This window comes from Gottfriedia sp. ABJ_BB2_2 (assembly GCF_055484705.1).
On sequence record NZ_JBVFKR010000002.1, the window covers coordinates 112744 to 139095 of the forward strand.

Here is a 26352-nt window from a genome sequence, read left to right on the forward strand (position 1 = left end):
AAAAGGAGGAATCAGTCTTGAAAATTAAAAAATTATTTTTACCATTACTTCTAATTTTCCTTCTAGCATTTACAGCTTGTGGAAAGGACACGAATAACGGTAAGGAAAAACTACAAGTTGTGACTACTTATTCAATTATTTATGACATTGTCAAAAATATTGGTGGAGACAAGGTTGAGATTCATAGCTTAGCGCCAGTGGGTTCAAATCCTCATGAATATGATCCACTTCCTAAGGATTTAATGAAAACAACTGATGCTGATATCGTATTTTATAATGGATTAAACTTAGAGGAAGGAAATTCATGGTTTAAAAAACTATTAAAAAGCTCAAATAAATCTGATAAGAATTCACCAGTTTATATGGTTAGTAAAAACGTAACACCTATTTACTTAGAATCAAATGGACTTGAAGGTGAAACAGACCCACATGCTTGGCTAGATATTCAAAATGGAATTATCTATGCCAAAAATATACGAGATGGTTTAATAAAAGAGGACCCGAAGAATAAAGACTACTATCAATCAAATGCAAACGAATATATTGCAAAGCTTGAAAAACTTCATTCTGAAACAATTACAGCATTAAATAAAATTCCTGAGGAAAAAAGATTCCTCATTACAAGTGAAGGAGCTTTCAAATATTTTAGTAAAGCATACAATTTACAGTCTGGTTATATTTGGGAGATCAACTCTGAAGGTCAAGGTACTCCAAGCCAAATAAAAAATGTAGTAGATTTAATCAACGCTAAAAAAGTTCCTGTATTGTTTGTGGAAACAAGTGTCGACCCAAGAAGCATGGAAACAGTTTCTAGAGAAACTGGTGCCCCAATCGTAGGTACAGTTTTTACTGATTCATTAGGTAAACCCGGTGAAGAAGGCGACACTTATTATAAAATGATGGAATGGAATACAAAAACAATTATTGAGGCGTTAAACAAATAAAATTACCCCCAAGCTATATGCTTGGGGGTTTTGTTATGAATCTAAAACCTAATTATCTATCATTTATTAACAGTTATATTTCCATTTGATGTTTTTAAAGATAATTGATTTGTACCTTCACCTAAAGTGATTGTTTGTTTTCGGTTTTCGTCTTCATTTTTATTAGATTTCCACCCTATATTCCCATTGAAAGTACCATCTTCTTTTTCTGCCTTAATTGTAATATCAGGTTGTTCCTTCATGTTTATTTGAATATTACCATCTTCTGAGGTAACCTGACTATTACCAATTAAATTAGCTTCGTCTATTGTAATTGAACCATTACTTGTTTGGGCATATAGTTCACCAATAAAATCATCTATATCAATATTTCCGTCCTCTGTCTTAATTTTACTTCGATCCTTTAAGTTTGCTTGGCTAAGCGTGATTGTTCCTTGACTCGATGTCATATCAATAGATCCAACAATATTCACGATTGAAACATTGCCATCTTCAGTCGTAACTTGACTATCTTCTGTTACATTTGCTTTATTTACTGAAATTGATCCATTTGCTACTTTTACATCTAGTTTTCCTTTAATGTCTTCAATATCAACAACACCATCATCAGTAGTTATTTTACTGTTATCACTTAACTCCGCATTTTGTACAGAAATTGATCCATTATTTGCATTAGCAATTAAGTATCCAGAAATGTCTTCAATTTTCATTTCCCCATCATCAATTTCAACTTCTGTTTTATTTGATTTATTTTGAATATCAACCGATCCATTATCAACGTTTATCTTTGTACTTATGTTTTTCGGAAGTTCTATGTTTAACTCTGCCTCCGAATCATGAAATGTTATCACAGAAAATTCTTCTTCCTTACATTTTACATATAATTTTTGTCCGATTGTTTTAATAGAGAAGTAATCTGCAAGTTGGCTATTCTGATCCTTTTTCTTGTCAGTTGGTATCCTCATATTACCGTTTACTTTTAAAACTTGTGAATTTGTACCAACTACATTTACTTTTCCATCCGGTGCGTCAATGATAATTTCGTTTATATCATTGGAAATGTTCTGCTCTTCATTTATATCAACAGTTTTAGAGTTTACACTAATTCCTAGCTGCTTTATTGCAATATGACCGAAATTAAAAGCAATTGATGCAAACACTACGAAAATTAATAATATGATACTTAACCAACTAAATCTAAGCGATTCTTCTTTTCTAATGAAATGAAAGGCTAAAATCTCGATGCCTAATAAAATGCAAGCAATCGGCCATGCATTGAGAAGTATTTTTGTATATGGAAGAGAAATAAAATTCTGAAGAAAATAAAGTAATCCAATTGCTATTAATAGGATTCCTGCGGTTAAAGAGCCGACTTTCCAATTCCTCATACTTCCTCCTTAGGTTTTCCCATTAAAATTCTGATCCCGATAATCACAAATACTGCACTCACAATGATTTTATATAAAATATTAAAATCGATACTCAATTGTAAATAATCTGCTGAGTTTTCCAATAAAGATAAACCACCAAACCCGATAAAAATCCAAGCAATTACTGCTTTATTTACTCTTATTATATTTTGTTTAAATACTGGCTCATCAATTAGTTCTTCATTTTCACGATACTTACTATGATATTGTAGTGCATCAAAATAACTATAAAACACAATGATTGGAATAAAGAATGCAAACATTTCAACCAAATGTGTCATAAAAATAGCTCCAAATAAAAGTAGCATGAATTGCAATCCACGTTGCATTAATCCTAAATAGAAATGTCCTAGTCCTGGTATAAAGGATAAAATATAAACCCCCATTTTACGTTTTTTCAAAGTTTTTTCCTCCACTATTTACTCATTCCTTTCCAAATTTTAGGTATGGTGAAATTTATTTTCATTTTTTCACTTTTTTCTAATAAATTAGATGTTTGTTCAATTGTTTGAACGACTTGTTGATTAGATTTAGTAATTTGCTTTTCTAATTGAAAATGGAAAAACAAAAACGTTGCTGCTGCTGCAAGCGATAAATGAACTAGTCGTACAATTTTAGAGTTTGAATGGCTTTTATGATTTTGTTTTGAATGTTGCTCAGTTTTCACTTCTTCTGTTTTTATCATTATTTCATCAAGCAATTCATCTGAGAGCACTAAATTTGTCGGCTTCATCCATTCTTCATGGAGCTCGCCAATTAAGATTAATTCATTTTGACATGCTAAGCAGCTCTCTAAATGCTGTTCTAGAAGTTGAGATTCTTTGTTTGATAACTCTTTTAATTGATAAGAAATAATTTGTTCAGTTGTTAAGTGTTTCAAATAATCCCTCCTCTATGCTTGTCTTTTATTAAACGTTTGGCTCGATACAAACGAGATTCAACTGTTTTCACTGCAACATTTAATTTCATCGAAATCTCACTATAAGACAGTTCATCAAAATAATATAACTTTAATACATCTCGATAAGCTGGTGGCAATTCTATTAAATATGAATGAATTAGTTCTTTATCTAGATTTTTTAATAACGCTTCTTCAGGCGATAAACTATTCGTTTCAGGTAATGATGCAATAAGATCCTCTGGTTCTTGTTCGAGTTGCCTATCTTGTTTTCGTTTATAGTCAATCGCTTTGTTCATCGTTATTCGATATATCCAAGTTGAAAAACTAGAATCTCCGTTAAAGTTTCCGAGGGAACGATACAATTGGAGAAAGACTTCTTGTGAGATATCTTCTGCGTCTTTTCGATTATTTGTAACTTTTAAGGCTACTGCTAATACGCGAGACTGGTACCTCAGGATTAGTTCTCTATATTGTTGTTGATTGCCTTTTAATATACTTTCTACTAATTGCTCATCTGACTCCATTTGTATCACCTCTTTTCCTCTACATAACATTAGACGAAGCTTTTTTTTAAAACACTGCAAAAAAAAATAATTTTTTTTTATTTTTTTTGAGATTGATTTAGTAATGCATGATAAATAGAGTTTTATTCGATAAAAAAGGAAAATCTATTTTGAATGGAACAAGTCAAAATAGATTTTCCAATTGATTTAAACTAACCTTATGTTTCTATTTTATTTATGAACGGGCTCCACAAATTGTAAATCCTTTATATAAGTTCTCATGTGGGCTTTAATTTTCTTATACCTTCCCTCCCCGTATACAAGATGGGAATCACTTATATTTTGTAACGGTAATATTTTAAAGTTTTGATTTTTGTAGTAGTAATTATAAGTTGGTGTAAAACCCGGATTTGATAATTCTATTTTTTCAACATCCTTATATTTGGTTTTCACGACTTCGATAGAAGCGATTCCACCAATTAATTCATATAACTCATCCTGCGCTGATAAAAAATTTCCTAATGAATATAATATGAATGCTTTATTACCTGTTTTACCTGTTACCCATGCTGGTGGTTGTAAAACATGCGTATGATTTCCAATTACGATTTGAACGCCCATATCCGCTAATTCCTTTGCTAAATCCTTCTGAAATTGATTTGGTAATCGTTCATATTCGTTTCCCCAATGCATCGAGACGACAACAACATCTGATACTGCCTTCGCTCTTTGCACATCCTGATGAATTTTCTTCTTATCAATCAAATTTACTAAATAATCCTTCCCTTTTGGAACTGGAATACCATTTGTCCCGTAAGTATATGAAAGAAAAGCAAAACGAATATCATTTTTTGTTAAAGTTCTAATTTTTTCATGATCTGCTTTTGACTTATAAACCCCAGTATACGGCATATGAATTTGATCCCAATGAGATATTGCACTTTTAATGGCCACTTCTCCTCGATCAAGAGAATGGTTATTGGCAAGAGTTACAATATCCACGCCTGCTGATTTTAAAGCATCACCAACTTCATAGGGACTATTAAAGGCTGGATAGGTAGATAACCCTAACTTTTTTCCACCAATCATCGTTTCTTGGTTGGCAACAAGAATATCTGGCTTTTGCATTGTCGCACTAACCTCTTTGAACATTTTATGAAAATTATATGAACCATCTGCTTGTTTTGCATCTTCATAAACTTCATTATGTATCAGAATATCGCCTATTGCTCCAATCGTAGCTTTTGATACAATCGGTTTTTCAATTTCAGGCTTTTGCACAGTAGTTGGTGTTTTTTTAATTTCTTTTTCTTTGTGAATAGTTTGGTTCTGAATTGGCTGGTTCGAAAAATATTCTTTCTTTATATAAATGAGGATAAAAAGTAACAATGCGCTCATAAGAAGTAATTTTTTCAAGATGATTCTCCTAGTTTTAGTAGATTCTATTTTTTGTTTTTACTAGATTCTTTCAATTAAGTTACCGGTTTATAGTACCGTTTATTTCATTTGTCACCTCTTATTATCGACTCTCTTTCATTTTTCGTAAAGCTATTAAATGAAAAATCTGATGAAACACAAAAAAAGCCACCCATTTGAAAATGAGTGACTGTGATTTGTATTATACTTTAAAGGTTTTAACAGTATCTTGTAACTCTTCTGCCATTTTACTAAGAATATCTGCTGATGCAGACATTTCTTCCATAGAAGCGTTTTGTTGTTCTGCAGCTGCTGCCACACTTTGTGACTGACCTGATGCCTCTGCTGAAATTTCTGAAGTTCTTTCTACAATACTAATGATACTGTGAGAACTTGCATTAATTTGCTCAAAAATAGCAGACACTTCCTGTGTTTGAGCTGATACTTCTTCAATCATTTTGACGATATGATTGAAGTTTTCCCCTGATTCAGAAACAAGATCAATACCGTTTTTAATTTCTATTGAGCCTTCATTCATCGAAGTAATTACCTTTTTAACTTCGTTTTGGATAAATCCTACTAATCCAGAAATTTGTCCTGCTGCTGATCTAGATTGTTCAGCTAGTTTTTTAACCTCATCTGCAACAACAGCAAATCCTTTCCCTTGTTCACCAGCTCTAGCAGCCTCGATTGCAGCATTTAACGCTAATAAATTTGTTTGCTCAGCGATTTCTGTGATGATTGTAACAATTTTACCAATCTCATCAGATTTTTCACCAAGTGAATTAACAATATTTGATGTGTTATTTACCGTATCATGAATCATGTTCATCTGATTCACTGTTTTTACTAAAACTTTATTTCCATAAACTGCTTTTTCAGATGTAGAAAGCGAATTTTCTGCTACTGTTTGAATTGACGAAGCAGCCTGTTCCATTCCTGTTGAAATTTCTTTTACAACCGTGAAAGCTTCTAAACTACTTTTTTCTTGTTGTTCAGCACCTTCTGCAATGTTTATAATCGAGCTTGTAATTTGTTCAGAAGCCCTACTTGTTTCTTCTGCACTTGCAGACAATTCCTCTGATGTTGAAGCAACTAATTGAGAATTATAAACAACACTTTCAATTAATTCTTTTAGATTAGCCGTCATCGTATTAACATTACTTGCTAATTCACCAATTTCATCTTTATTTTTAATATCTAATGGATCCAATACAAGATTACCCTCTGCAACTTCCTTCACTTGCATCGATAATTTCGTTAAAGGTTTTCTAATACTTCTAATTAACACAACTGCAATTAATATTGTCAGTACAAACGCAACGACCACACTGATTAAAGTTGTGTAAGTAACATTTGTAAATTCTTTATTACTGCTTTCATTAATTTGCTTACCTTGTTTTTGGTGCATTTTTATCAATGAATCCAAATCTGTATGCATTTTATCAAATAGAGCTGTTCCACTAAATGATGTCAAAACAGCATTTTTTGTATCCATTTTATTACTTAACTCAAGAATTTCCGCATTCTTTTCTACAAAATCATTCCATTCAGTATGTAGTTTTTCGTACAATGCTTTTTCTTCTTTTGTTTCTAGTAATCTTTTATAATCTGAGAACGCCTTATCAATCAAAGTATACTGGCCTTCTAATTCATACTCATACTTTCTTTTGTATGACTCATCATCACTTAACATATGCTTTTGAGTCGTACTTAAAATATGTTCTGCAATATAATTGATTTCACCAATTGACTCTACCTTTGGTAAAACTTCTTCACTTACTTCTTTTGTATTATTATTGAGTTTAAACGTACTTGTAATTGAAAAAGCACTAAGCGTTAAAATAATAACTAATATTAGAATAAACGAAAATATTAGTTTTCTACCAATCGTCCATTTCATCCATACTTCCCCCTAATTACACTAATATCTATCTACTTTTACATTTAAATGTATCGGCGAATATTCAAAAAATTAAAGTAATAATCTTAGAATAACAATTAACTGTTAATTTAGAATTTTTAAAACAAATATTATATATAATTCTCTAATTTTTTATCAAAACTACTAAGTCTCCAGTATTATACAAATATATTTTTCTTTTAATCGCAAGAAGTTGAATAGAACAGAAGAAAGCGAGCACCTGCAGTGGAATGCAACACTCTTTTTCCCCAGAAAGCTCCTTAAAATAAAAAAAGAGCCTATAATAGACTCTAAAAAAAATCACTCATGTCTTTTAAGATAAGTAGCTGTATGTTTATCACCTTGAAGTCCTTCAATTTCCCTAACTTCCTCCAAGCCTTTTACAAAATTCCCTGAACAGCTTTGACATAACGAAACACCATCAGTCAAATTCTCACCACATTTTGGACATGGTAATCCAATATTCGGAAAATGTCTCTGCATTATCTTCCCGTCTCTAACCCACTCGTAAATCCACTCTTCATTCACAAGTGTAGCATTCAAAACTTGCACGATTGTCGCAGTTCGATTTTCTCTTTTTCTTAAATAATCTAGTACAATCTCTAACCAAGCATTGTCTATCTTCTGACATTTTTGACATAATTTACTTTTACCATTCTGAACCGTTAAAGAAAAGCACCTTGCACAATTAATAGGGTTGTTCATATGATCTTCGCTCCAATAAAAGTCTTACAATTATTTTAAAAAAAACTGGAAGATTACTTAACAGAATTAACTTTTATGTGATTTGAAATGTATGAATCGATTCTTCAATAAACTTCCGTGCCTTAGAATGAATCAATATTATTATCGGCAAGATATTCCAATTTTTTTACCAATTAAAAATGTACAACTTTTATTAATTATTTTCAATCTTTTTAACATAACGCCTATATTACTTCGTTTGAAATGTATTTTAGATGACTGTTCTACCGCACATGAAATATTAATTAAATAGACTACCTTTCAAAATAGCTATACAATATATTTAAGAAATAAAAATTGGAATATTTTGTATAATTAATCAGCTGTTCTAAAGATAAGAAAAAGAAGATAGAAGGAGAATATCATGAATATTTCAGAAAAATTATCGCAGCTAAAAAGTGAAATAGGTAAAGTAATCATCGGTAAAGATGAAGTTGTAGAGATGGTATTTATTGCGCTCATTAATGATGGACATATTTTACTAGAAAGTGTTCCAGGTACTGGTAAAACTCAATTAGCAAAGAGCTTTGCTAAAACGATTAATGGATTATTTAAAAGAATTCAATTCACACCTGATTTATTACCTAGTGATGTTACAGGCATTCAATTCTTTCATCCAAAACATCAAGAATTCCAGCTTAGAATTGGACCTGTTATGACAAATATATTATTAGCAGATGAAATTAACCGTGCAACCCCTAGAACTCAATCAAGCCTACTAGAAGTGATGGAAGAACGCCAAGTTACAATTGATGGAGAAACGATTTCACTTCCTACACCTTTTATTGTCATTGCAACACAAAATCCTATTGAATCTCAGCAAGGTACTTTCGCATTACCAGAAGCTCAAATGGACCGTTTCTTCATGCAAATTAAACTTGATTATCCAACTTTTGAAGAAGAAAAGAAAATGATGCAAACACATCGAACAAGCACTCCTTTTTCTAGCTTGAATCAAATTTTTACAATAGATGAAATTACTCAAATTAAAGAAGAAGTAAAAAACATCAATATTTCCGATGAGGTTGAAGATTACATTTTAAGTATTGTTCATGAAACTCGTCAACATGAAGATATACAAATGGGGGTTAGTCCCCGTGGAACTCTCGCATTGATGAGATGCGCGCAAGGACGAGCATTTGTAAATAATAGAAACTATGTAACTCCTCAAGATGTAAAGGATGTTGCAGTTTATATGTTGGCACACCGCTTAGTATTAACGTTAGAAGGCTCATTGAAAAAGAATAATTACCAGGTGTTGGATTCTATTTTAAAAAATGTAGCTGTTCCTGTTGAAGTCGGAGCGAATAAATAATGGTTTGGAAAAAGGAAGTCTTTGGAAGAAGTTCTTTAGATGGATTATCTGTAATTGGTATCATCTTTCTGATTATCAATTTCTATCAATCTTCATATTTATTAATGTTTTTAGGCACTCTTTTAATTGTAATGAGTTGGATGGGTAGATATTATTTACAGCATGTTTCAGATCAACTTGTTATTGAAAATAACAAAGAATCAATTAAAGTATCTGTTGGAGAAGAATTTAAACTTCCACTTACATTCACTCAGCTTAGTAGACTACCAATCATACATGCAACTCTACGGATTAAACTAGAACCAATTATAGAAGGTCCAAATTTACATTCAAGCTCAAGCTCTGATAAAAGAGATTTAGAATTGACAATACCTTTTCAAATTAAGGGGAAAGAGAGTGTACAAGTTTCAATTCCACTTAACGCTATAAAGAGAGGCGTTACTAGAGTGAAGTCACTGGAAATCACTGTTACGAATTTCTTTGGAATAGGTTATGTAGAACTATTATATATCCCATTTTTACATCAAGAAATTGTCATATATCCTGCATTAATACCGGTTCCTAATATCGAACAACTAATCGCTACAAAATCATATGGCTATTTTCCTTCCTCTTCAAGTATGTTTGAAGATGTGTTAGCACCAATTGGCACAAGAGACTATGTTTATTCTGATCCTTTTCAACGAATCCACTGGAAACAAAGTGCAAAGGCTCAAAGTTTACAAACAAAGGTCTTTGAGAGAACCGCTGAATACTCATGGACTTTCATCATTAATTTACGTGATATTGACTTACCGAATTATCGTATGAATGTGATAGAAAATCTTGATTCGATTGCTAGTAATATAGCTTATATGGCTAGGTATGCTACTTCGAAGAATATTGATTATGAAATTGTTCTAAATTTGAACATGGAAAGTGGTGTACCAGTTTATCACTTGCCTGTTGGTGGAGGATCAACTCAATTAGGAAAAACCTTTGAAATACTTGCTAGAATAAATCGTGAAAGAAGTACACAACCGATTTCCAAACTATTACATTTTGTGGAGAAGCAACAACTTAAGTCACCTGTCGTAATCTTATGCGGTCCATTTGGAAGTGAGGGTGATCGATATTTCGCACAAATGCAAAAAAGAGGACAAAAAGTCTATTATCTTCAGGATGATCAACAACATCCTTCAATCGTATCACTTTGATTATCGTTTTGTTTTAAGTAAGAGAAAAGTGAGAGGTACATTATGATCAAACGTATACTTCCTAATTATTATTTTTCATTAGAATGCTTATATGTATATTTTCTTTTATGCTTATTTTATTTTTCAGCAAATCAACTTCCACCTTTATTCGGCTTTCTTTGTGTATGTTTGGTAGGAAATATCAGTTTATTCTTCATTCTAAAGCAGAAACAAATAACACAATTTATTCCTTTCCTCACAGGGATTGTTGCAGGTGGAATCGGATATTTTTTCGGATTAAATCAAATGACAGCTATTATATGTGCTTGCTTTCTCTTTTTTCGGTTGAAGACCTTCTCAATAGATTCATCGCTTTGGATAGAAGAACGCGATAAATTTCAAATTCTATTCTATTGCAGTGGTCTAGTCATACTGTTTTTTGGTTGGATTGACGATTATTCATATATGAATGTGCTATATGGGATTTCGATTGGATTTACAATCCTTTTTAGCTTTGGACGTTTTTTGCAGCAGGCTGTTCATAAAAATGCTTTAAAGAATGTTCATGGCTTATTCGGAGCCCTTTCAATAGCGATAATTTTAGCTGCATTTGTAACAGTCTTTATTCCAACGGTGAAGTGGGGGATTTTTAAATTACTCGATGGTTTGATCACTGTTATAGGGTTTATCGCATCCCCATTATTCAACCTCGTTGAAACTATTCAGCTTCAACCAAAACCAAAAGGCGATGAAGAAGAACTAAGTCAAAATCTTGTTAAAATACCTCAGACTCACAAAGTTAATGGCTTCTTATCCGACATACCATCTTGGTCTTGGCTGATTATTTTTATTTTAATCTGTATCCTGATTGGCATTTATTTATATAAGTTTAAATTCATAAGAATTGAACAAAATTTTCAACAATTACCTCTAGAAATTGAGCAAATATCAATTAAAGAAAACATAAAAATAAAAAGGCGATTTTTTAATCATTCTGCCCCACCAGAGCATATTCGGAAATTAATATTCCAGCTTCAAAAATTTGCACTCAAACATGATCTTGGTAGGCATGAACACGAAACTATTAATGAATGGTTTCAACGTGCTGAGTTTCAAGAACATCAAGACCTCTTATATGCATATGAGCAAGTTCGATATGGAAATGGGATTTTAGCGCAAAATGAAAAATATTATGAAAAGGAATTTCAAACATTAAAACAAGTAATAAAAGACAGAACCAAGGATAAAAACAAGAAAAATTAAAAGTAAACAAGGGTTAGAAGTTTAAAAACTTTTAACCCTTGTTTTTTAGACTAAAAATATTTTGTTGAGATTGTATACTTATTAATTTTTTCAATGTCTGGTTCATATCCAATTCCTGGTGAGGTAGGAACCTTGATCATGCCATTTTCTACTGTTACCTCGGGTTTAATTATATCTTCTGCCCAATATAGTGAAGACGCGGCTGTATCGCCAGGTAAGACAAAGTTTGGTAAAGAGGTAATTGCAATATTATGTGCTCTTCCAATACCAGATTCTAGCATCCCACCGCACCATAAAGGTATGCCATTCTCTAGGCATAAATCATGAATTTTCTTAGCTTGTGTTAAACCGCCTACTCGTCCTACCTTTATATTAATAATTTTACAGCTTTTTAATTTTAAAGCTTTGCGCGCATCCTCTAATGAATGGATGCTTTCATCAAGACAAATTGCCGTTTCCATTCTATTTTGAAGTTCAGCGTGATCAATAATGTCATTATACGCTAATGGCTGTTCGATCATCATTAAATTGTATTGATCTAATTGGGCTAGATGTTCAAGGTCATGTAACGTATATGCCGAGTTTGCATCAGCCATTAAAGGAATATCCGGATAGACTTTACGTACTTTATCTATTAGTTCAACATCCCAGCCTGGCTTTATTTTCAGTTTAAACCGCTTATAGCCTTCTTCTAAACGAGATTGTATGATATGTAACGTTGCATCTATACTGTCTTGAATCCCAATACTGACTCCAACTTCAATATCTTTCTTAGTTCCACCTAGTGCTTTTGAAAGTGAAATATTTTCCTGCTTAGCATATAGATCCCAAACCGCTCCTTCAATTGCCGACTTCGCCATATAGTTCCCACGTATATGAGCAAAATATTTTTCTGATAGTTCATTAGGATGAGAGATTTCATTCTGTAATACTATTGGAATTAAGTAATCTTCAAGAATATGCCAATTTGTTTTTACAGTTTCTTCATTATATAAAGGATCGAGCATTGCAACTGATTCAGCCCAACCAGAAATACCTTCTTCACTAATTGCTTCAACTAAAATAAATTCTCGGTCATATTCAGTCCCAAAGCTTGTTGTAAATGGATGTAATAAATCTAGCTTCATATGGCGTAAAATAACTTGTTTAATTTTCATAGAGTAAACTCTCCTATTCTATTTACTTAATACATAAAATTGAACGGGTAATTCGGTCTTGTTATTCTTATGAAAATCAATGACTTTCCAACCATTCGAAAATAACTTCGTGAATATAGACCTCGTTATCATTCTCCACTCTTGCGCAAGTTGACTATTTTGATCTCTAATTGATCGAAAATCTTTCGGAATGGCAACAAATGCTAGCTCATTCTCTATGGACGCTAACTGTCTTTTCGGTACTGGAAATCCTTCTTCGTTTTGCTCCCATTGTATGATTGACTCAAGTATCACTTGATTTAAATCAATTTCATATAATTTCTCACCAGTTTTTGTATCATTACTGATATGCCACTCCACAAGGAAACGGTCTGATGGAATACCATTATTCAGTAAATCATCCATATCTCCATAACAATTCTCTACATAATGACTAGAGACTCCACCAAGCTTTGCAATATTTAAATAACCATTAACGCTTTCTAATGGATCATAAGTCCATGTGATAAGGGAATAACCAAGTTTAAGCGCTTCTTCACGTTGTGCAATTTTAAGAAGATTTCCAATCCCTTTATTTCGATATGAGTGATCAATCCCCAACATGTGTGAACAAAGGTACACCGAGTTTCCATCATATCCAGGAAAGCTATATTGAAATCCAACTAGTTTCTGATCATCGTAGGCACCTAATACAAGTCCGCCATTCTTTACAGCTGTTAACGTTTGATGTGTAGGAATTGAATCATTTTCTCCCCAAATCGAGGATTCTAGTTTTCTAACTTCTTCAAGTTCTTCAATGAAATGTAGGGAACGAATGGTAATCTGATTTGTTTTAGTCATGAAGATAACCCCCTTTTATTCTTGACTAAAGTCCGCTTGTTTTAAAGGAACGATTTTTGTTTTCTTTAACATTTTATAACCTATATAAGCTAATAGAAATAATGGTAAACCAATATAAGAAACTAAAATACCATACCAATCAATTTGTGCACCAGTGAATGCAGAATAGTTTTGACCAAGTATTGCGATGACACAAAGAATTGTTGCTACGATTGGTCCAAATGGATACCATTTTGATACATATGGTAAATCACTTAATTTTCTACCTTGCGCTATGTAAGCTTTTCGGAAACGATAATGCGTAATTGAAATTCCTAACCAAGAAAGAAAACCTGATAATCCAGCAGCATTTAATAACCATGTATATACAGTACCTTCTCCAAAAAGTGAAGTAAGAAAAGCAGCCATCCCAATAATTGTAGATATATAGATTGCATTAGTAGGAATGCCATTCGCATTTACTTTTTTTAGAAATGCAGGTGCCTTCCCTTCCTTTGCTAAAACCCAAACCACTCTTGACGCACCATACAATGCGGAATTTCCAGCTGACAGTACAGACGTTAATATAACAGCATTCATGACTGAAGCAGCCATTGCAATCCCAGCATTTTTAAAAACAAGTGTAAAAGGACTCATAGCAATATCTTCAATGTCAGAGCTCAATAATTGTGGGTCATTGTAGCTTACAAGACATCCAATTACAAAAATTGCAAGAACATAAAATAAAAGCAAACGCCAGAAAATTTGTTTGATTGCCTTGGGTATATTTTTTCTCGGGTTTTCACTTTCTCCTGCAGCAATGCCAACTAATTCTGTTCCTTGAAAAGCAAATCCAACAACCATAAACACACTAATGATTGATAAAAATCCTCCTTTAAATGGAGCCTCGCCATTCGTCAAATGATCAAAGCCTGAAGTATGCCCATTCATAATGCCAAAGATCATAAGAAGTCCAACAGCAATAAATATAATAATGGTAATAACCTTTATAATTGCAAACCAAAATTCTGATTCCCCGTACCCTTTTACAGTTAAAATATTGAGACCAAAAATTAGTAGAAGGAAAATGATACTCCATACAATTCCTGGTACTGATGGAAACCAATACTTCATAATAATGGCAGACGCGGCCAATTCAAGCGCAACAACTATTGCATTGTTATACCAATAGTTCCATCCAACCGCAAAGCCTAAAGCTGGATCCACAAATCTTGATGTATATGTACTAAATGAACCCGTTATCGGAATCAATGCTGCCATTTCTCCCAAGCTTGTCATTAAAAAGTAAACCATTATTCCAGCAATTAAATAGGCTGCTAACGCGCCACCAGGTCCAGCTGTATGAATAATTGATCCACTTGCCAAAAATAATCCTGTACCAATTGTTCCTCCAATTGCAATCATAGAAAGATGTCTTGTTTTTAATTTACGATCTAAATGATTTGATACCGTTGTTGTTTTCAAACTTGTTTCAGACATATTTGTTCCATTTTGCATCATTACACCTCTTTTTTAGATTGAAATCGTGCTTTCTTCTAATGCTAATAACAAAGCTTGAACTAATATTTTGGTTCCATATTGAAGTGCATCTAAATTAAAATTCATTTGTGGATGATGTAGACCAAAATTAAGATCGCATCCTAATCCAATCATTGTTGCTGCAATGTTAGGATATCGATTCGTATAAAAGTGAAAATCCTCACCACCATTTGAGATACACTTAGGAACAACATTTTTAGCACCGAGAATTTGAGCAATCGCTCTTTCAACAATTTCTGTAGCTCCTTCATGAACAACAGCCGCTGGAACAAATTCTTCCATTGACCATGTTATCGTCCCATCCGTCTCATCCATGATTTCGCTAAAAATATCCGTTACAATATTGTTTAGTGCTTCCATCACATCATTTGTTTGCGCACGGACATCAAGTGTAAATCTAGCTGTTTCAGGTATGACATTTGACGCTTCATTTTCTGTTTGAAGCTGCGTCATCTTAATTGAAAAAGGAGTGTCTGTTTCAATTTGTATATCCTTTAATTTCATGACAAGTAAAGTAGCCATTTCAATTGCATTAATCCCATCTTGGGGACGAGAGGCATGTGCTTGGCGACCTTTAAATGTGCCTCTAATTGTTTCAGCAGATCCATGTATAATGACTGGAGATGCATGTAAAAACGGTACCTCAGTCTTTGGACGAACATGAATTCCAAATAATGAAATGACATTCTCTAAGGCCCCATCTTCCATCATTTGAAGTGCTCCCTCACCTTTTTCTTCTGCAGGTTGAAATATAAACCGAATCGTATGTTTCGGCTTTATGCCACTTGAAGCGAGTGCAAGTGCTGTATAAAGGACCATAGTGCTATGCGCATCGTGACCACAAGAATGATTAGCTCTTATCACTCCATCCACTTCTTGTACTAAAGCATCCATATCTGCTCTAATCGCAACGACTGTTTCTAATTCACCTTTTAGTTCGGCCATCAAACCATAATGCAGTTGAAAAGTCTGTACATGGAAACCCGCTTCTATTAATCTATTTTTAATATATTTTGAGGTTTTTTCTTCACCCCAACTTGGTTCGGCTAGTGAATGTAAATCATGATATGTTTCTAGAATGGCATTTTTATGTTGATCGATATAGTCAATTGGATTCATATATTAATAGCCTCCTCCTTTAAAAGCTCTATTCAATAAATACCTCATAATTCGAATAAAGCTTTTCTAATTTTTGTTGATATGATTGAACCTTTCTTCGATCTTTCTTATAAATCCCTGCAATCACTAGATCTAATAAACTGATGACTGAAGCAATCGAATTTGTTCCACTTTCAACGTTTTCTTCAGTAGTTAGGACAATATCAGCAATCCGTCCAATAGGAGACAATAATCGATCAGTAACCGAAATCAGTTGAATTTCGTGCTCTTTCGTACATTCACAAATTGTAAGTGTGTCTTTTGCATATCGCGGAAAAGAAAATGCAACGACAACTGATTGTTTCGTTAAATTACTAAATTTTTCATAAAAGTCTCCTGCCGGTGTACATAAATATACATTTTCTCTTAATGAGCTTAAGGTGCTAGAAAACCAATAAGCAGCTACATGGGATATTCGATGACCAACAATTAATATTTGATCAGCATTCATTAACGCATCAACAGCTTTCCATACTTCTTGTACATTCGACGGTTCCAATAAATTTCTTAAAATATTTACTTCATTCTCGATAACTTTTTTAAATGGATCTTCATTGTGTTGATCCTCTTTCTTCGATTCCCCATTCGTGTTATCAGTTTTATTCATTTGTAGAAATTGCTTTTGAATATTAATTTGCATATCGCTAAAGCCTTCAAACGCTAGCGCATATGAAAGTCTAATGACAGTTGTTTCACTAACATCTGCTTCTTTACCAATTTGATAAGCAGTTTTAAAAGCACTTTCTTCTAAATGCTCGATCATATAATTAGCCACTTTCTTTTGTCCAGGTGAAAGCTGAGAGAATTTTTCTTTCATTAACAATTTAAATGAGATTTGTTCCATCATCGTAATCCTTCCACATTATGAAGTTTGAACTTCATTTATATAATATTTTGCAGTTTATACTTCATCATTATTTATACATTAACATAATTAATACATAAAACAAACACATTTTTAAATTTTCAGACTATTGTTTGTCAGATTAGTTTGTAATCCATCTTCGTATCACTGAAAGATAAAAACATAGTACATTCGTTGATTAAATTTCTTTTTTTTAGTCACATGCCCTTACAAATTGATAAAAATTGAATTAAATAAATTAGGACTTCTATGCAATTTAAATAGCCCGCAGTTGGTAGAGAATTGCTCAACAACAATGGGTTAACAAGAATATAGTTTGAAAACATTCAAAAACAGAATCGCATACTGGTACTGTTCAATCATAGATCAATTGAAACCAGTTAAATGAGGAGGGAAAAGTTTGAAAGTCCTTGTAATCTGGCGCCTTTTAACAGTTGGGGGAGTAAATGCTGGTTGGAGAAACCGGGCAATATATTTTAAAAAATATGGAATTGATACGGAATTTCTTTATACAACAGACCACGGTGGACTTCACATTATGGAAGATGTCGCTACTGTTTATTTAACGAAAGATGAAATTAAGATTATTAATATCATAAAGGACAATGCTTATGATGCAATCATTGTTGTAGACACTGGTGCAGCTTATAGATGGATTCGAAAAGCAAATTATAACGGTCCCGTGATCGTTGAAGCTCGGACACCAGAGTTAATAAAACTACAGCCACATTTAAAAAAGTTTAGAACAATCGAGCCTGTTTCCATTATTGTTCCATCTAATTATCAAAGGAGATTAGTTTCTATCTTAACAGATAATATCCCAATCAATGTCATCTACAATGGCGTTGACACGTCTTTTTTTCGTCCACTAGAGGAAAATGAAATAGATTTTGAAAACCAACCAATTCTACCTAAAGATAAAAAAGTTGTTTGTTGGATTGGTAGAGTTGATAAGCGTAAAAATTGGCCAATGCTCATAGAAATAGCGAAAAAAATGAAAAGTGAACGGTCTGATATTGAAATATGGCTGGTTGGAGGTGCACAAAGTGTACAACGAGAGGAATTTGCCAAGACATGGAATGAAGAAAATCTAACAGATATCATTAAATGGTTCCCAGTCATTCCGTATCAACAAATGCCTCATGTTTATGCAAAAGTGCTTCAATCTGGAGGCTGTTCATTAGCTACAACTAAATCAGAATCATTTGGAAATACATTTATAGAATCAATGGCATGTGGCGTTCCAGTAGTCGCTTCAAACATTATGCCAATCTCGGAACTAGTTTTGAATGGAGAAACTGGATTGTTATTTCGTGGCCATGATGTACAAGATGCTGTAAAGAAGATTTATTCAGTTTTAGACAATACCATTCTTCACCAAAAAATGTCTCAAGCAGCAAAAAGTCACGTTGATTGTCATTTTGCAATTGAAAAAGTTGCCGATATTTATCTTCAATTACTTTTGCAAATTGGGCAAAAAAAAGATGAGGTGAAGTACGATGATTGAACCGGTCTCCTTTGTCAAAAAACTGGAAGGTAAATCAAACTCATATTTAATTACTTTTAATGATGGAAGAGATTATGTAGTTAAGTACTTTCACACTGGATTCGAAAAAGCACTACCCAATGAATGGATTGCATTCTGTATAGCAAGATATTTAGATTTACCCATTCCATTCGCTCAAATCGTCCAAATTCCAGTTGAATTTTCATTAAAAATTCCTGATTTAACTCAAGAAGTAATCGATAATTCACAGTATCAATTCGCCTCATTATATGTACCGCACTGCAAAGATGGGCATCAAGTTCCAACAATTCAGCAAATCGTAAATTCAAAAAGTCTTGCTGGAATCATATTATTTGATTACTGGCTTTGTAATGAAGACCGTACTCGAAAAAATATTCTTTTGCGTGAAGAAGACTCAAATAACTTCCACTTATGGATGATTGATCACGCGGAGATTTTTGGTTCTTACAGTTGGTTAATTCCGGAGCTTGAAACATTGCCTCAGAAAATTATGAAGAGTGCTACACACCAATTAATGGCAGGTTTCATTGAAGATGAGATAGAGTTTAAACATCATTTAAACATTATTCAAACTTTTCCAGTCCTATTATTAGAAGAAATTGTAGAATGTATTCCTGAAGATTGGATGGTTACAAAGGAAGAAAAAAAAGCGATTGTTGGTAGACTCGTTAACAGACGAAAAAAAATCCTTCCTCTACTTTTAAGAAAATTTATAAAAAATATATATCGCCCCATTAAAAATAATCAATAAATTATTCAAACAAAAACGACTTCTCACAATTAGTAGAAGTCGTTTAGTTTTTATGTCGCAATAGAATTTACATTACATTTATCAAAATCGATGGTTTTCCAATTGGATAGTATTCTACTGTTTCACATTCTCTTAATTTAGATTCCAGAATACAATTTCTACCATCAAAAATAATTGGATTGTTCATGCTCTCTGTTAAACTCTTTATATTAAATTGTTTAAATTCATTCCATTCAGTAACAATGAAAACTGCATCTGCGTTTGTCACCGCTTCTATAGCAGATGATGCGTAATGAATCGTTTCACCTAATATACTTTTTGCATTTTCAGTTGCAACTGGATCATAAGCACTGACTTTTGCACCTAGTGTCCGTAAAGCGCGTGATATTTTAATAGAAGGAGCCTCTCTCATATCATCTGTTTCTGGTTTAAATGATAAACCTAATAATGCGATTTTCTTTCCACTTAATGAACCAAAACGCTTTAAGGCTTTCTCAACTAGTAACTCATGTTGATGTTCATTTATTTTAATAACCTCATTTAAAAATCCAAAGTTTATACCATTTAACTTCGCTGTATAAAGTAATGCTTTTACATCCTTTGGAAAACAAGATCCACCATACCCAATACCTGCATGTAAAAAAGCTTCACCAATTCGAAAATCCTTCCCCATCCCTTTTGCAACATCTTCAACATTTGCTCCAACAGCTTCACATAAATTAGAAATCTCGTTAATATAGCTAATTTTACTTGCCAAGAAGGCATTAGAAGCATATTTAATCATTTCAGCACTTCGAATATCCGTCATGATAAACGGTACATTTAACGGTTTGTACATTTCTTTAATCTTCTCTTTAGCTTGCTCGTTTTCACTTCCGATTACGATGCGGTCGGCTTTCATTGTATCTTGGATCGCAGAACCTTGTCTTAAAAATTCAGGGTTAGAAACGATTTCAAACGAAATCTCTTTTGGGCAGTTTTTTTGAATTAAATCTTTTATATATTCATTTGTCCCAACAGGAACTGTACTTTTAATAACAACCACTGTATTTGGTTGAATATAAGTTCCAATATGAATGGCAGCACCTTCAAGATATGATAAATCTGCAGCACCATCATTTCTTTGCGGCGTTCCCACTGCGATAATAATGATTTCTGCTGAAGCCAATCCTTCTTTAAATGACGTAGTAAAAAATAATCTTCCTTCTAAAGCATTTTTAACAAGTAGTTCGTCTAGTCCAGGTTCATAGATTGGTGAGATTCCAGCCTGAAGATTCCTTATTTTTTGTTCGTTAATATCTATACATGTAACGTAATGGCCGATTTCAGACAAACAAATACCTGTCGTCAAACCTACATAGCCCGTACCCAAAATTGCGATATTCATACTATTCAGTCCCCCTATTTAGGAGGTATTCTTTTTCATTTATGTCTTTTAAGAATGCAATGACTTCCTCTTTAATTTCATCTCTATGAATTGCAAAATCAATCGTCGCCATAATAAATCCGATTTTATTACCAATATCATAGCGTCTTCCTTCAAAGTTATATGCCAAAACCTTTTGTTCTTTATTCAGTTCATTGATTGCATCCGTTAGCTGCAATTCACATCCTTGTCCAACAGGAAGTCTCGATAATATTTCAAAAATTTCTGGAGTTAGAATGTATCGACCCATAATCGCATAATTTGAAGGCGCCATTTCTTTTTTCGGTTTTTCCACTAAATATTCAATTTGAAATAAATCATCATCATTTCCCATATTTTTTGGTTTAATAATGCCATACCTACTAACATCTTCATCAGCTACATTTTGAACAGCAATAACTGAGCTATGATGTTGATCAAATACATTTATAATTTGCTTTAAACATGGGGTTGATGACAATACAATGTCATCCCCTAATAATACAGCAAATGGTTCATCACCTATGAAGCTTCTTGCACATAAGATTGCATCTCCTAAACCTTTAGGCTCCTTTTGACGGACATAAAAGATTTTTACAATGCTTGATATTTTCTGAATTTCCTTTAATTCTTCTAATTGGTTTTTGCGTAGTAGTGCTTCTTCTAGCTCATAAGATTTATCAAAATGATCCTCAATCGATCTTTTTCCTCTACCACTTATAATTATGATTTCTTCAATACCTGATGCGACTGCTTCTTCTACAATATATTGAATAGTTGGTTTATCAACTATTGGTAGCATCTCCTTCGGCTGTGCCTTCGTTGCCGGCAAAAAACGTGTCCCGAGACCGGCGGCGGGAATAATAGCCTTTCGGATTTTCATCTATGGTTGCCTCCAAATCTTTGTTCAATAATACTGTATATGTAAATTTGGAATTTTGGACACCATATAAGCCTATTAATATTGAAAGTTCAATATATACCTAGTAGACGTTTCTCATATATGGACAAATAATCTACTATTTCAAATACCTACTACGAAATAAAGTTAATAGTTTATTCGCCTGATTACTATTCACATTAAAACTTTTTTGTTATATATCCACGTCAAAATGAGACGAATTGAATAATTGTGTAAAAAGATTTGCATACTAAAGGTAATGAGGTGATATTTATGCTCAAAAAAAGCTGGCCAATGGCAGTTATTGTCATTTTACTGTTTATTTACTATATGTACATTCTTCCTATTATTGTAAAATGGCATGATCGACCATAATCTAAATAGTATAAACAGATTTTTAAACATATTAAAAAGAGCATGTAAGAATACAAGCTCTTTATATTTTCTAAGAAATAAATTTCTTATGTTGTTCCGTTACACTCGAAATCTTTCTTAGTCTATTTGGTTGGTTAATTTGTGGTTTAAGTTCAACATTTGTTTCATTTTTTGGAATAGCATCTTTCACTTCGAAAGCTGCGTTCATATTTGTATTTGTTCGTTCTGTTACGCTTCTGATTTTTCTTAATGTTCTTGGCATACCATTTGTTAGATCTTGGATATGAACTGTCTGCTTCCCTATTACCTTTCTGCCCTGAACAGATTGCTTTACTAATGCATCGATGATTTTTTCCTGGATAGATTGTATTGTATCTGTTACCATGACTTTTTCCTGATTAAGTTGTTTTGCCACTGTTTCTATGACTTTTTCCTGGATAGGTTGTATTCCAACTGTTTCTAGTTCTTTTTCAATATTGATTTCTTCAATTTCGTTATTCTCGTTAACTTGTATTTCCTCAGACGCTGTTGGAAGTAAATTGTTCGTTTGTACAGGAGCTGCTGTTTTAAAGACTAATTTAGATTCATATTGTTCTAATTGCTCCGAAGTAATAGCAGATGCAAATTCTGATTGATTCCAAACTTCTAAGATTTCATTTCCTACTCGACTCCAGCGATACTTAGAAACAGCAAGATCTCTTCCTTTTTGACTCATACTTCTCATTAATGATTTATTCGATAAAATTTCTGTAATCTTTGCCGCAAATTCACTAGGGTCTTCTGGATTTTCAACAATTAATCCATTTTGACCAGGTGTAATAACTTCTGGATTACCACCTCGTGCTGTTGTTACAATAGGAAGCCCTGCTGCCATTGCTTCATAATGAACTCTAGCAAGTGGTTCCTGCCAAAGAGAAGTACAGACAAATATATCAGCAACAGCAAACCAGTTTTGCATCTCAAATGGTGAAACGAATCCAGTTGTAACAATCGGAACTTCCTGTTTTTTTGATATTGCTCTAATATATGCAACGTAATCTGTTACATTATTTTGGCTAAACCAATTACTTCCTACTATTACCAATGCTAAATCTTTAAATGTTTTTGAAAGCTGTGGTAGGGCTCTAATTAAGCGGTCTACTCCTTTGTTTTCAGAAAGTCTTCCCGCAAATAATATGACTGTTTTGTTTTCTAGGCCATATTCTCTTCTCAGTGTATTTCTAATTCCACTCATTTTCGGATCATTTCCAGGTAAAAATCTTTCCGAATCTACCCCTGAATAAATTGTTCTAATTTTATTAGAAGCATCAGGATAAAGTTCACGAATTACATTCCCTACATAATCACTGACAGTTACAATATTGGAAACTTCTTCAATTACCATTTTAGCTTCTTCTGGATCAATCTTACCTAGATTAAACATATCGTTATGCATACTCAATGTTATTTTTGCATTTGGAGCGACTTTTCGAATTGGCAATACTAATCGAGGTCGGTTAAAAATGTGGATTAAATCAAATTGATTTGAATTTATATATTCAACGACACCTTCACGATACAATTCAAGTACTTTTCCAGGAACACGAATATATTTCACACCATCAATTGTTTCCTCATCTGGCAGTGTCGGGTCATTTATTCCCAAAACTGTTATATCATGACTTTTACTTAAATAAGGTAAACTTCCTGAAATATAGGTTTGAATCGCCCCCCCTAAAACTGGAGGTACCGGAAGATTCTCAGTACAAACCATTAATATTCTCATGATTGATCACTCCAGTCATTTCGTATTTCACTTAATGTAGCCCATTTTGACTGCTCCAGATCAACAATCGATTGAATTAATTGAATTGTACCTTCAGTTAAAAAAAGTTCTGGTTCATATAGTACTTCTTTAATATTTTTATAAAATTCATTTGGTAATGAGAAATCAATCATTAATACCTCATATAACTCTGGAGATATAGGATTCGCTTCATGATATGACTGAATCATTTCTCGAACCCAAGTAACATCCCATCCAAATAAATCTGACATTGTTCCTGAAATTAACTTTCTTAAATCACGAATAGGCAAGTCAAATGCTACACCATCAAGATCGATAATCCACATACCATTTGGTCCCATTTGCCCATTTGACCAACCATAATCCTGATGAACTAATCCCCAATGTGCGGTTCCTTCACTTACCATCTCAAAATATTGAGATTGATTTAGATCTTCAATACTTTTTTTCGCTTGTTCTTGGAACATATCAACTACATTTAATAATGCCTGACTTGCTGGCATTTCTTCATAAGCTAATGCCACATTTCGGAACCAATTCATTTTTGCATATATTTTTTCATAACTTTTTGGCCATTTGTGTAATCTTGACGCAATTTCAGCCTGACTTGGTGGGACGTAGCCTTTACTTAAACGATGGAATTCACCTAAAGCGTAGCATAGCTGTTTTGCTCCAATTAAGTCTTTTGAAACTGGTGCTAATGTTTCAATCCACTCTGCAACAAACCATAATTTCCCACCTGCTTCTACATATTCCTCACCATTTTTTGTTTTAATGATAGCTGGGACTCTAGCCTCTTGTTCTTCAACTAAATACTTTTGAGCACCCAAGCTAAACATACTTCTAGTTGGTCTTCTGTGTAAAAGCTTAAAACTTTTTGGACCAGCATTTGTCTCTATCTTCCAAATTGCTCCACCTTTATCAGGTTTTGTAGTAACAACTTGCATGCTGTTAACTTGAAGATCATATTCCTTTAATACTTCAACGCCAATTGCTTCTATATACTCAGGTACATAAAACTCATGAGTTAGTTCATCGACGTCCCATGGTTCAATTATTAAATTTTCCAAATTCTCCCTCCTACTTAATTAAAGCCCATTAAAAAATGAACATTTCAAAGTGAAATGTTTTATTTTTCTAAACTCTTTATGAGCTCTAAGCCAGTATAGACCTAATGTAATAATATGAATTAGTACAAGTGTTGTGAGGGCTAAATCCTTTTATAAAAAAAATTTCACAGCCTAAATAGTGCAATTATAGTTATTTGCATATTTTTCCAAGTGGTAGAACCTCGTCCTTTAAACTACATATGATATGTTATCGGTTATTAGGTAAGGAGGTAATTCAGATCAATCAAAATGCTAATAGACTCATTTTTATTACTGGCTGTGCAGGTTTCATTGGATTTCATCTATCTCGTCGCTTCCTAGAGGAAGGGTGCCATGTAATAGGTATTGATAATATAAATGATTATTACGATATAAAATTAAAATATGATAGATTAGATATGCTAAAGAAATACGAAAAGTTCAATTTTGTAAAAGGTTCTATAGACAATAAAGAATTAGTAGAAAGTCTATTTGAACAATATAAATTTGATATTGTGATCAATTTAGCTGCACAAGCAGGTATTCGATATAGTATCGAAAATCCCGAGTCATATATTCAATCAAATCTCGTTGGATTTGCAAATATACTTGAGTGTTGTAAGCAACACAAAATCAATCACCTTATTTATGCATCATCAAGTTCAGTATATGGAAATAATAAACACTTTCCCTCAACAATATATGACCGTGTAGACCATCCGATTAGTTTATATGCAGCAACAAAAAAAGCGAATGAATTAATGGCATATACTTACAGTCATTCATTTAAACTACCAACTACTGGACTACGATTCTTCACAGTATACGGACCTTGGGGTAGACCCGATATGGCACTCTTTAAATTCTCTAACGCAATTATTAATCAACAACCAATCGAAGTATATAATTATGGAAATATGAAACGAGACTTTACGTACATTGATGATGTAGTTGAATCTGTCATGCGGATAGTAGATAATGGTCCACCTAAGGAATCTGATTCGTATTATAAAATTTATAATATCGGTAATCATAAACCTGTTAAATTAGACTATTTTATTCAATTAATAGAAGAGCAATTAGGCAAAAAAGCCGTATTAAAGTTATTGCCAATGAATCCCGGAGAAGTTCTTGAAACATATGCTGATATTGAGCAATTAGTCAATGACATAAAATATCGACCTCTAACTTCTATCGAGGAAGGATTAATTAAATTTACAGACTGGTTTAAAGACTATAAAAATATTAAACCTTAACAAGAATAGGTTGGGTTTCAGAATATAATTTCATAAGAATTTAAGAAGACCAAATCGCTTATGATTTGGTCTTCTTGTTTTTATTATG

Annotated in this window: 23 protein-coding genes; 7 read left to right on the forward strand and 16 right to left on the reverse strand. The window is 33.0% G+C overall.

The features are described 5' to 3' along the window. The first annotated feature begins 17 nt into the window (after window positions 1–17). Entirely contained in the window at window positions 18–944 is a 927-nt protein-coding gene (locus ACX6U0_RS05580; protein ID WP_464958990.1) for a metal ABC transporter substrate-binding protein, read from the forward strand. Between the two features lie 59 nt (window positions 945–1003). On the opposite strand, the gene ACX6U0_RS05585 is transcribed toward ACX6U0_RS05580, so the two are convergent. The 7 genes from ACX6U0_RS05585 to ACX6U0_RS05615 all read right to left on the reverse strand — a co-directional run bounded on the left by ACX6U0_RS05585 (window position 1004) and on the right by ACX6U0_RS05615 (window position 7823). Further along, window positions 1004–2332 carry a DUF4097 family beta strand repeat-containing protein gene (locus tag ACX6U0_RS05585; protein WP_464958991.1) on the reverse strand — a complete coding sequence of 443 codons (1329 nt, stop codon included), beginning with the start codon at window positions 2330–2332 and terminating at the stop codon, window positions 1004–1006. Then, a complete protein-coding gene (locus ACX6U0_RS05590) occupies window positions 2329–2775 on the reverse strand; it encodes a hypothetical protein (RefSeq protein ID WP_464958992.1) in 447 nt (148 codons plus the stop codon). The genes ACX6U0_RS05585 and ACX6U0_RS05590 overlap by 4 nt, the downstream gene beginning before the upstream one ends. A gap of 14 nt (window positions 2776–2789) precedes the next feature. Then, complete coding sequence (locus ACX6U0_RS05595; protein WP_464958993.1) at window positions 2790–3254, reverse strand: hypothetical protein; 465 nt, start codon at window positions 3252–3254, stop codon at window positions 2790–2792. Further along, entirely contained in the window at window positions 3251–3799 is a 549-nt protein-coding gene (locus ACX6U0_RS05600; RefSeq protein WP_464958994.1) for an RNA polymerase sigma factor, read from the reverse strand. Before ACX6U0_RS05600 ends, ACX6U0_RS05595 begins: the two co-directional genes overlap by 4 nt. A 210-nt stretch (window positions 3800–4009) precedes the next feature. Next, entirely contained in the window at window positions 4010–5194 is a 1185-nt protein-coding gene (locus tag ACX6U0_RS05605; RefSeq protein WP_464958995.1) for a CapA family protein, read from the reverse strand. A gap of 202 nt (window positions 5195–5396) precedes the next feature. After that, window positions 5397–7097: a HAMP domain-containing methyl-accepting chemotaxis protein gene (locus ACX6U0_RS05610; RefSeq protein WP_464958996.1), complete on the reverse strand. Its 1701-nt coding sequence runs from the start codon at window positions 7095–7097 to the stop codon at window positions 5397–5399. A gap of 321 nt (window positions 7098–7418) precedes the next feature. Beyond that, a complete protein-coding gene (locus tag ACX6U0_RS05615) occupies window positions 7419–7823 on the reverse strand; it encodes a TIGR03826 family flagellar region protein (protein WP_464958997.1) in 405 nt (134 codons plus the stop codon). A 403-nt stretch (window positions 7824–8226) separates the two neighbouring features. On the opposite strand from ACX6U0_RS05615, the gene ACX6U0_RS05620 reads away from it, so the two are divergent. Genes ACX6U0_RS05620 through ACX6U0_RS05630 form a run of 3 tightly spaced genes read left to right on the forward strand, consistent with a single transcriptional unit; the run spans window position 8227 to window position 11615 of the window. Continuing rightward, window positions 8227–9177, forward strand: a complete 951-nt coding sequence (locus ACX6U0_RS05620) for an AAA family ATPase (protein ID WP_464958998.1) — start codon at window positions 8227–8229, stop codon at window positions 9175–9177. Further along, on the forward strand, window positions 9177–10373 hold the full coding sequence (locus ACX6U0_RS05625; RefSeq protein ID WP_464958999.1) for a DUF58 domain-containing protein: 1197 nt from the start codon (window positions 9177–9179) through the stop codon (window positions 10371–10373). Before ACX6U0_RS05620 ends, ACX6U0_RS05625 begins: the two co-directional genes overlap by 1 nt. Window positions 10374–10415: 42 nt before the next feature. Beyond that, a complete protein-coding gene (locus ACX6U0_RS05630; RefSeq protein WP_464959000.1) occupies window positions 10416–11615 on the forward strand; it encodes a hypothetical protein in 1200 nt (399 codons plus the stop codon). 50 nt (window positions 11616–11665) lie between these two features. Here ACX6U0_RS05630 and menC read toward each other — a convergent pair whose 3' ends face one another. The 5 genes from menC to ACX6U0_RS05655 are packed head-to-tail and all read right to left on the reverse strand — an operon-like array spanning window position 11666 to window position 17156. Then, window positions 11666–12772: an o-succinylbenzoate synthase gene (menC, locus tag ACX6U0_RS05635; protein ID WP_464959001.1), complete on the reverse strand. Its 1107-nt coding sequence runs from the start codon at window positions 12770–12772 to the stop codon at window positions 11666–11668. 18 nt (window positions 12773–12790) lie between these two features. After that, the gene (locus ACX6U0_RS05640; RefSeq protein ID WP_464959002.1) at window positions 12791–13612 is read right to left on the reverse strand and encodes a GNAT family N-acetyltransferase; all 822 of its coding nucleotides are present in this window, start codon (window positions 13610–13612) and stop codon (window positions 12791–12793) included. A gap of 15 nt (window positions 13613–13627) precedes the next feature. After that, the gene (locus ACX6U0_RS05645; protein WP_464959003.1) at window positions 13628–15109 is read right to left on the reverse strand and encodes an amino acid permease; all 1482 of its coding nucleotides are present in this window, start codon (window positions 15107–15109) and stop codon (window positions 13628–13630) included. 15 nt (window positions 15110–15124) lie between these two features. Next, window positions 15125–16270 carry an amidohydrolase gene (locus ACX6U0_RS05650; protein ID WP_464959004.1) on the reverse strand — a complete coding sequence of 382 codons (1146 nt, stop codon included), beginning with the start codon at window positions 16268–16270 and terminating at the stop codon, window positions 15125–15127. 28 nt (window positions 16271–16298) lie between these two features. After that, on the reverse strand, window positions 16299–17156 hold the full coding sequence (locus ACX6U0_RS05655) for a MurR/RpiR family transcriptional regulator (protein ID WP_464959005.1): 858 nt from the start codon (window positions 17154–17156) through the stop codon (window positions 16299–16301). A gap of 418 nt (window positions 17157–17574) precedes the next feature. Between ACX6U0_RS05655 and ACX6U0_RS05660 the strand changes: the two genes are divergently transcribed. Together ACX6U0_RS05660 and ACX6U0_RS05665 are read left to right on the forward strand one after the other, a co-directional pair. Next, the gene (locus ACX6U0_RS05660; protein WP_464959006.1) at window positions 17575–18681 is read left to right on the forward strand and encodes a glycosyltransferase family 4 protein; all 1107 of its coding nucleotides are present in this window, start codon (window positions 17575–17577) and stop codon (window positions 18679–18681) included. After that, on the forward strand, window positions 18674–19453 hold the full coding sequence (locus ACX6U0_RS05665; RefSeq protein ID WP_464959007.1) for a HipA family kinase: 780 nt from the start codon (window positions 18674–18676) through the stop codon (window positions 19451–19453). Before ACX6U0_RS05660 ends, ACX6U0_RS05665 begins: the two co-directional genes overlap by 8 nt. Window positions 19454–19520: 67 nt before the next feature. On the opposite strand, the gene ACX6U0_RS05670 is transcribed toward ACX6U0_RS05665, so the two are convergent. From ACX6U0_RS05670 to ACX6U0_RS05685, 4 genes are all read right to left on the reverse strand, one after another. Next, entirely contained in the window at window positions 19521–20840 is a 1320-nt protein-coding gene (locus tag ACX6U0_RS05670) for a UDP-glucose dehydrogenase family protein (RefSeq protein WP_464959008.1), read from the reverse strand. Between the two features lies 1 nt (window position 20841). Next, complete coding sequence (gene galU / locus ACX6U0_RS05675) at window positions 20842–21741, reverse strand: UTP--glucose-1-phosphate uridylyltransferase GalU (protein WP_464959009.1); 900 nt, start codon at window positions 21739–21741, stop codon at window positions 20842–20844. Between the two features lie 463 nt (window positions 21742–22204). Then, window positions 22205–23899 (reverse strand): glycosyltransferase family 4 protein, encoded by a 1695-nt coding sequence (locus ACX6U0_RS05680; protein WP_464959010.1) that lies wholly within the window; start codon window positions 23897–23899, stop codon window positions 22205–22207. Continuing rightward, a complete protein-coding gene (locus tag ACX6U0_RS05685; RefSeq protein ID WP_464959011.1) occupies window positions 23896–24990 on the reverse strand; it encodes a CotS family spore coat protein in 1095 nt (364 codons plus the stop codon). Before ACX6U0_RS05685 ends, ACX6U0_RS05680 begins: the two co-directional genes overlap by 4 nt. A gap of 239 nt (window positions 24991–25229) precedes the next feature. Between ACX6U0_RS05685 and ACX6U0_RS05690 the strand changes: the two genes are divergently transcribed. Continuing rightward, entirely contained in the window at window positions 25230–26264 is a 1035-nt protein-coding gene (locus ACX6U0_RS05690) for an NAD-dependent epimerase/dehydratase family protein (protein ID WP_464959012.1), read from the forward strand. Window positions 26265–26352 lie beyond the last annotated feature (88 nt).

Excerpts from the sequence above, each read along its gene's own strand:
- ACX6U0_RS05585 (WP_464958991.1), bottom strand. The coding sequence starts at position 2,332 with ATGAGGAATTGGAAAGTCGGCTCTTTAACCGCAGGAATCCTATTAATA.
- ACX6U0_RS05600 (WP_464958994.1), bottom strand. The coding sequence starts at position 3,799 with ATGGAGTCAGATGAGCAATTAGTAGAAAGTATATTAAAAGGCAATCAA.
- ACX6U0_RS05610 (WP_464958996.1), bottom strand. The coding sequence starts at position 7,097 with ATGAAATGGACGATTGGTAGAAAACTAATATTTTCGTTTATTCTAATA.
- ACX6U0_RS05615 (WP_464958997.1), bottom strand. The coding sequence starts at position 7,823 with ATGAACAACCCTATTAATTGTGCAAGGTGCTTTTCTTTAACGGTTCAG.
- ACX6U0_RS05620 (WP_464958998.1), top strand. The coding sequence starts at position 8,227 with ATGAATATTTCAGAAAAATTATCGCAGCTAAAAAGTGAAATAGGTAAA.
- ACX6U0_RS05625 (WP_464958999.1), top strand. The coding sequence starts at position 9,177 with ATGGTTTGGAAAAAGGAAGTCTTTGGAAGAAGTTCTTTAGATGGATTA.
- ACX6U0_RS05630 (WP_464959000.1), top strand. The coding sequence starts at position 10,416 with ATGATCAAACGTATACTTCCTAATTATTATTTTTCATTAGAATGCTTA.
- menC (WP_464959001.1), bottom strand. The coding sequence starts at position 12,772 with ATGAAAATTAAACAAGTTATTTTACGCCATATGAAGCTAGATTTATTA.
- ACX6U0_RS05640 (WP_464959002.1), bottom strand. The coding sequence starts at position 13,612 with ATGACTAAAACAAATCAGATTACCATTCGTTCCCTACATTTCATTGAA.
- ACX6U0_RS05645 (WP_464959003.1), bottom strand. The coding sequence starts at position 15,109 with ATGCAAAATGGAACAAATATGTCTGAAACAAGTTTGAAAACAACAACG.
- ACX6U0_RS05650 (WP_464959004.1), bottom strand. The coding sequence starts at position 16,270 with ATGAATCCAATTGACTATATCGATCAACATAAAAATGCCATTCTAGAA.
- ACX6U0_RS05655 (WP_464959005.1), bottom strand. The coding sequence starts at position 17,156 with ATGATGGAACAAATCTCATTTAAATTGTTAATGAAAGAAAAATTCTCT.
- ACX6U0_RS05665 (WP_464959007.1), top strand. The coding sequence starts at position 18,674 with ATGATTGAACCGGTCTCCTTTGTCAAAAAACTGGAAGGTAAATCAAAC.
- ACX6U0_RS05670 (WP_464959008.1), bottom strand. The coding sequence starts at position 20,840 with ATGAATATCGCAATTTTGGGTACGGGCTATGTAGGTTTGACGACAGGT.
- galU (WP_464959009.1), bottom strand. The coding sequence starts at position 21,741 with ATGAAAATCCGAAAGGCTATTATTCCCGCCGCCGGTCTCGGGACACGT.
- ACX6U0_RS05680 (WP_464959010.1), bottom strand. The coding sequence starts at position 23,899 with ATGAGAATATTAATGGTTTGTACTGAGAATCTTCCGGTACCTCCAGTT.
- ACX6U0_RS05690 (WP_464959012.1), top strand. The coding sequence starts at position 25,230 with ATGATATGTTATCGGTTATTAGGTAAGGAGGTAATTCAGATCAATCAA.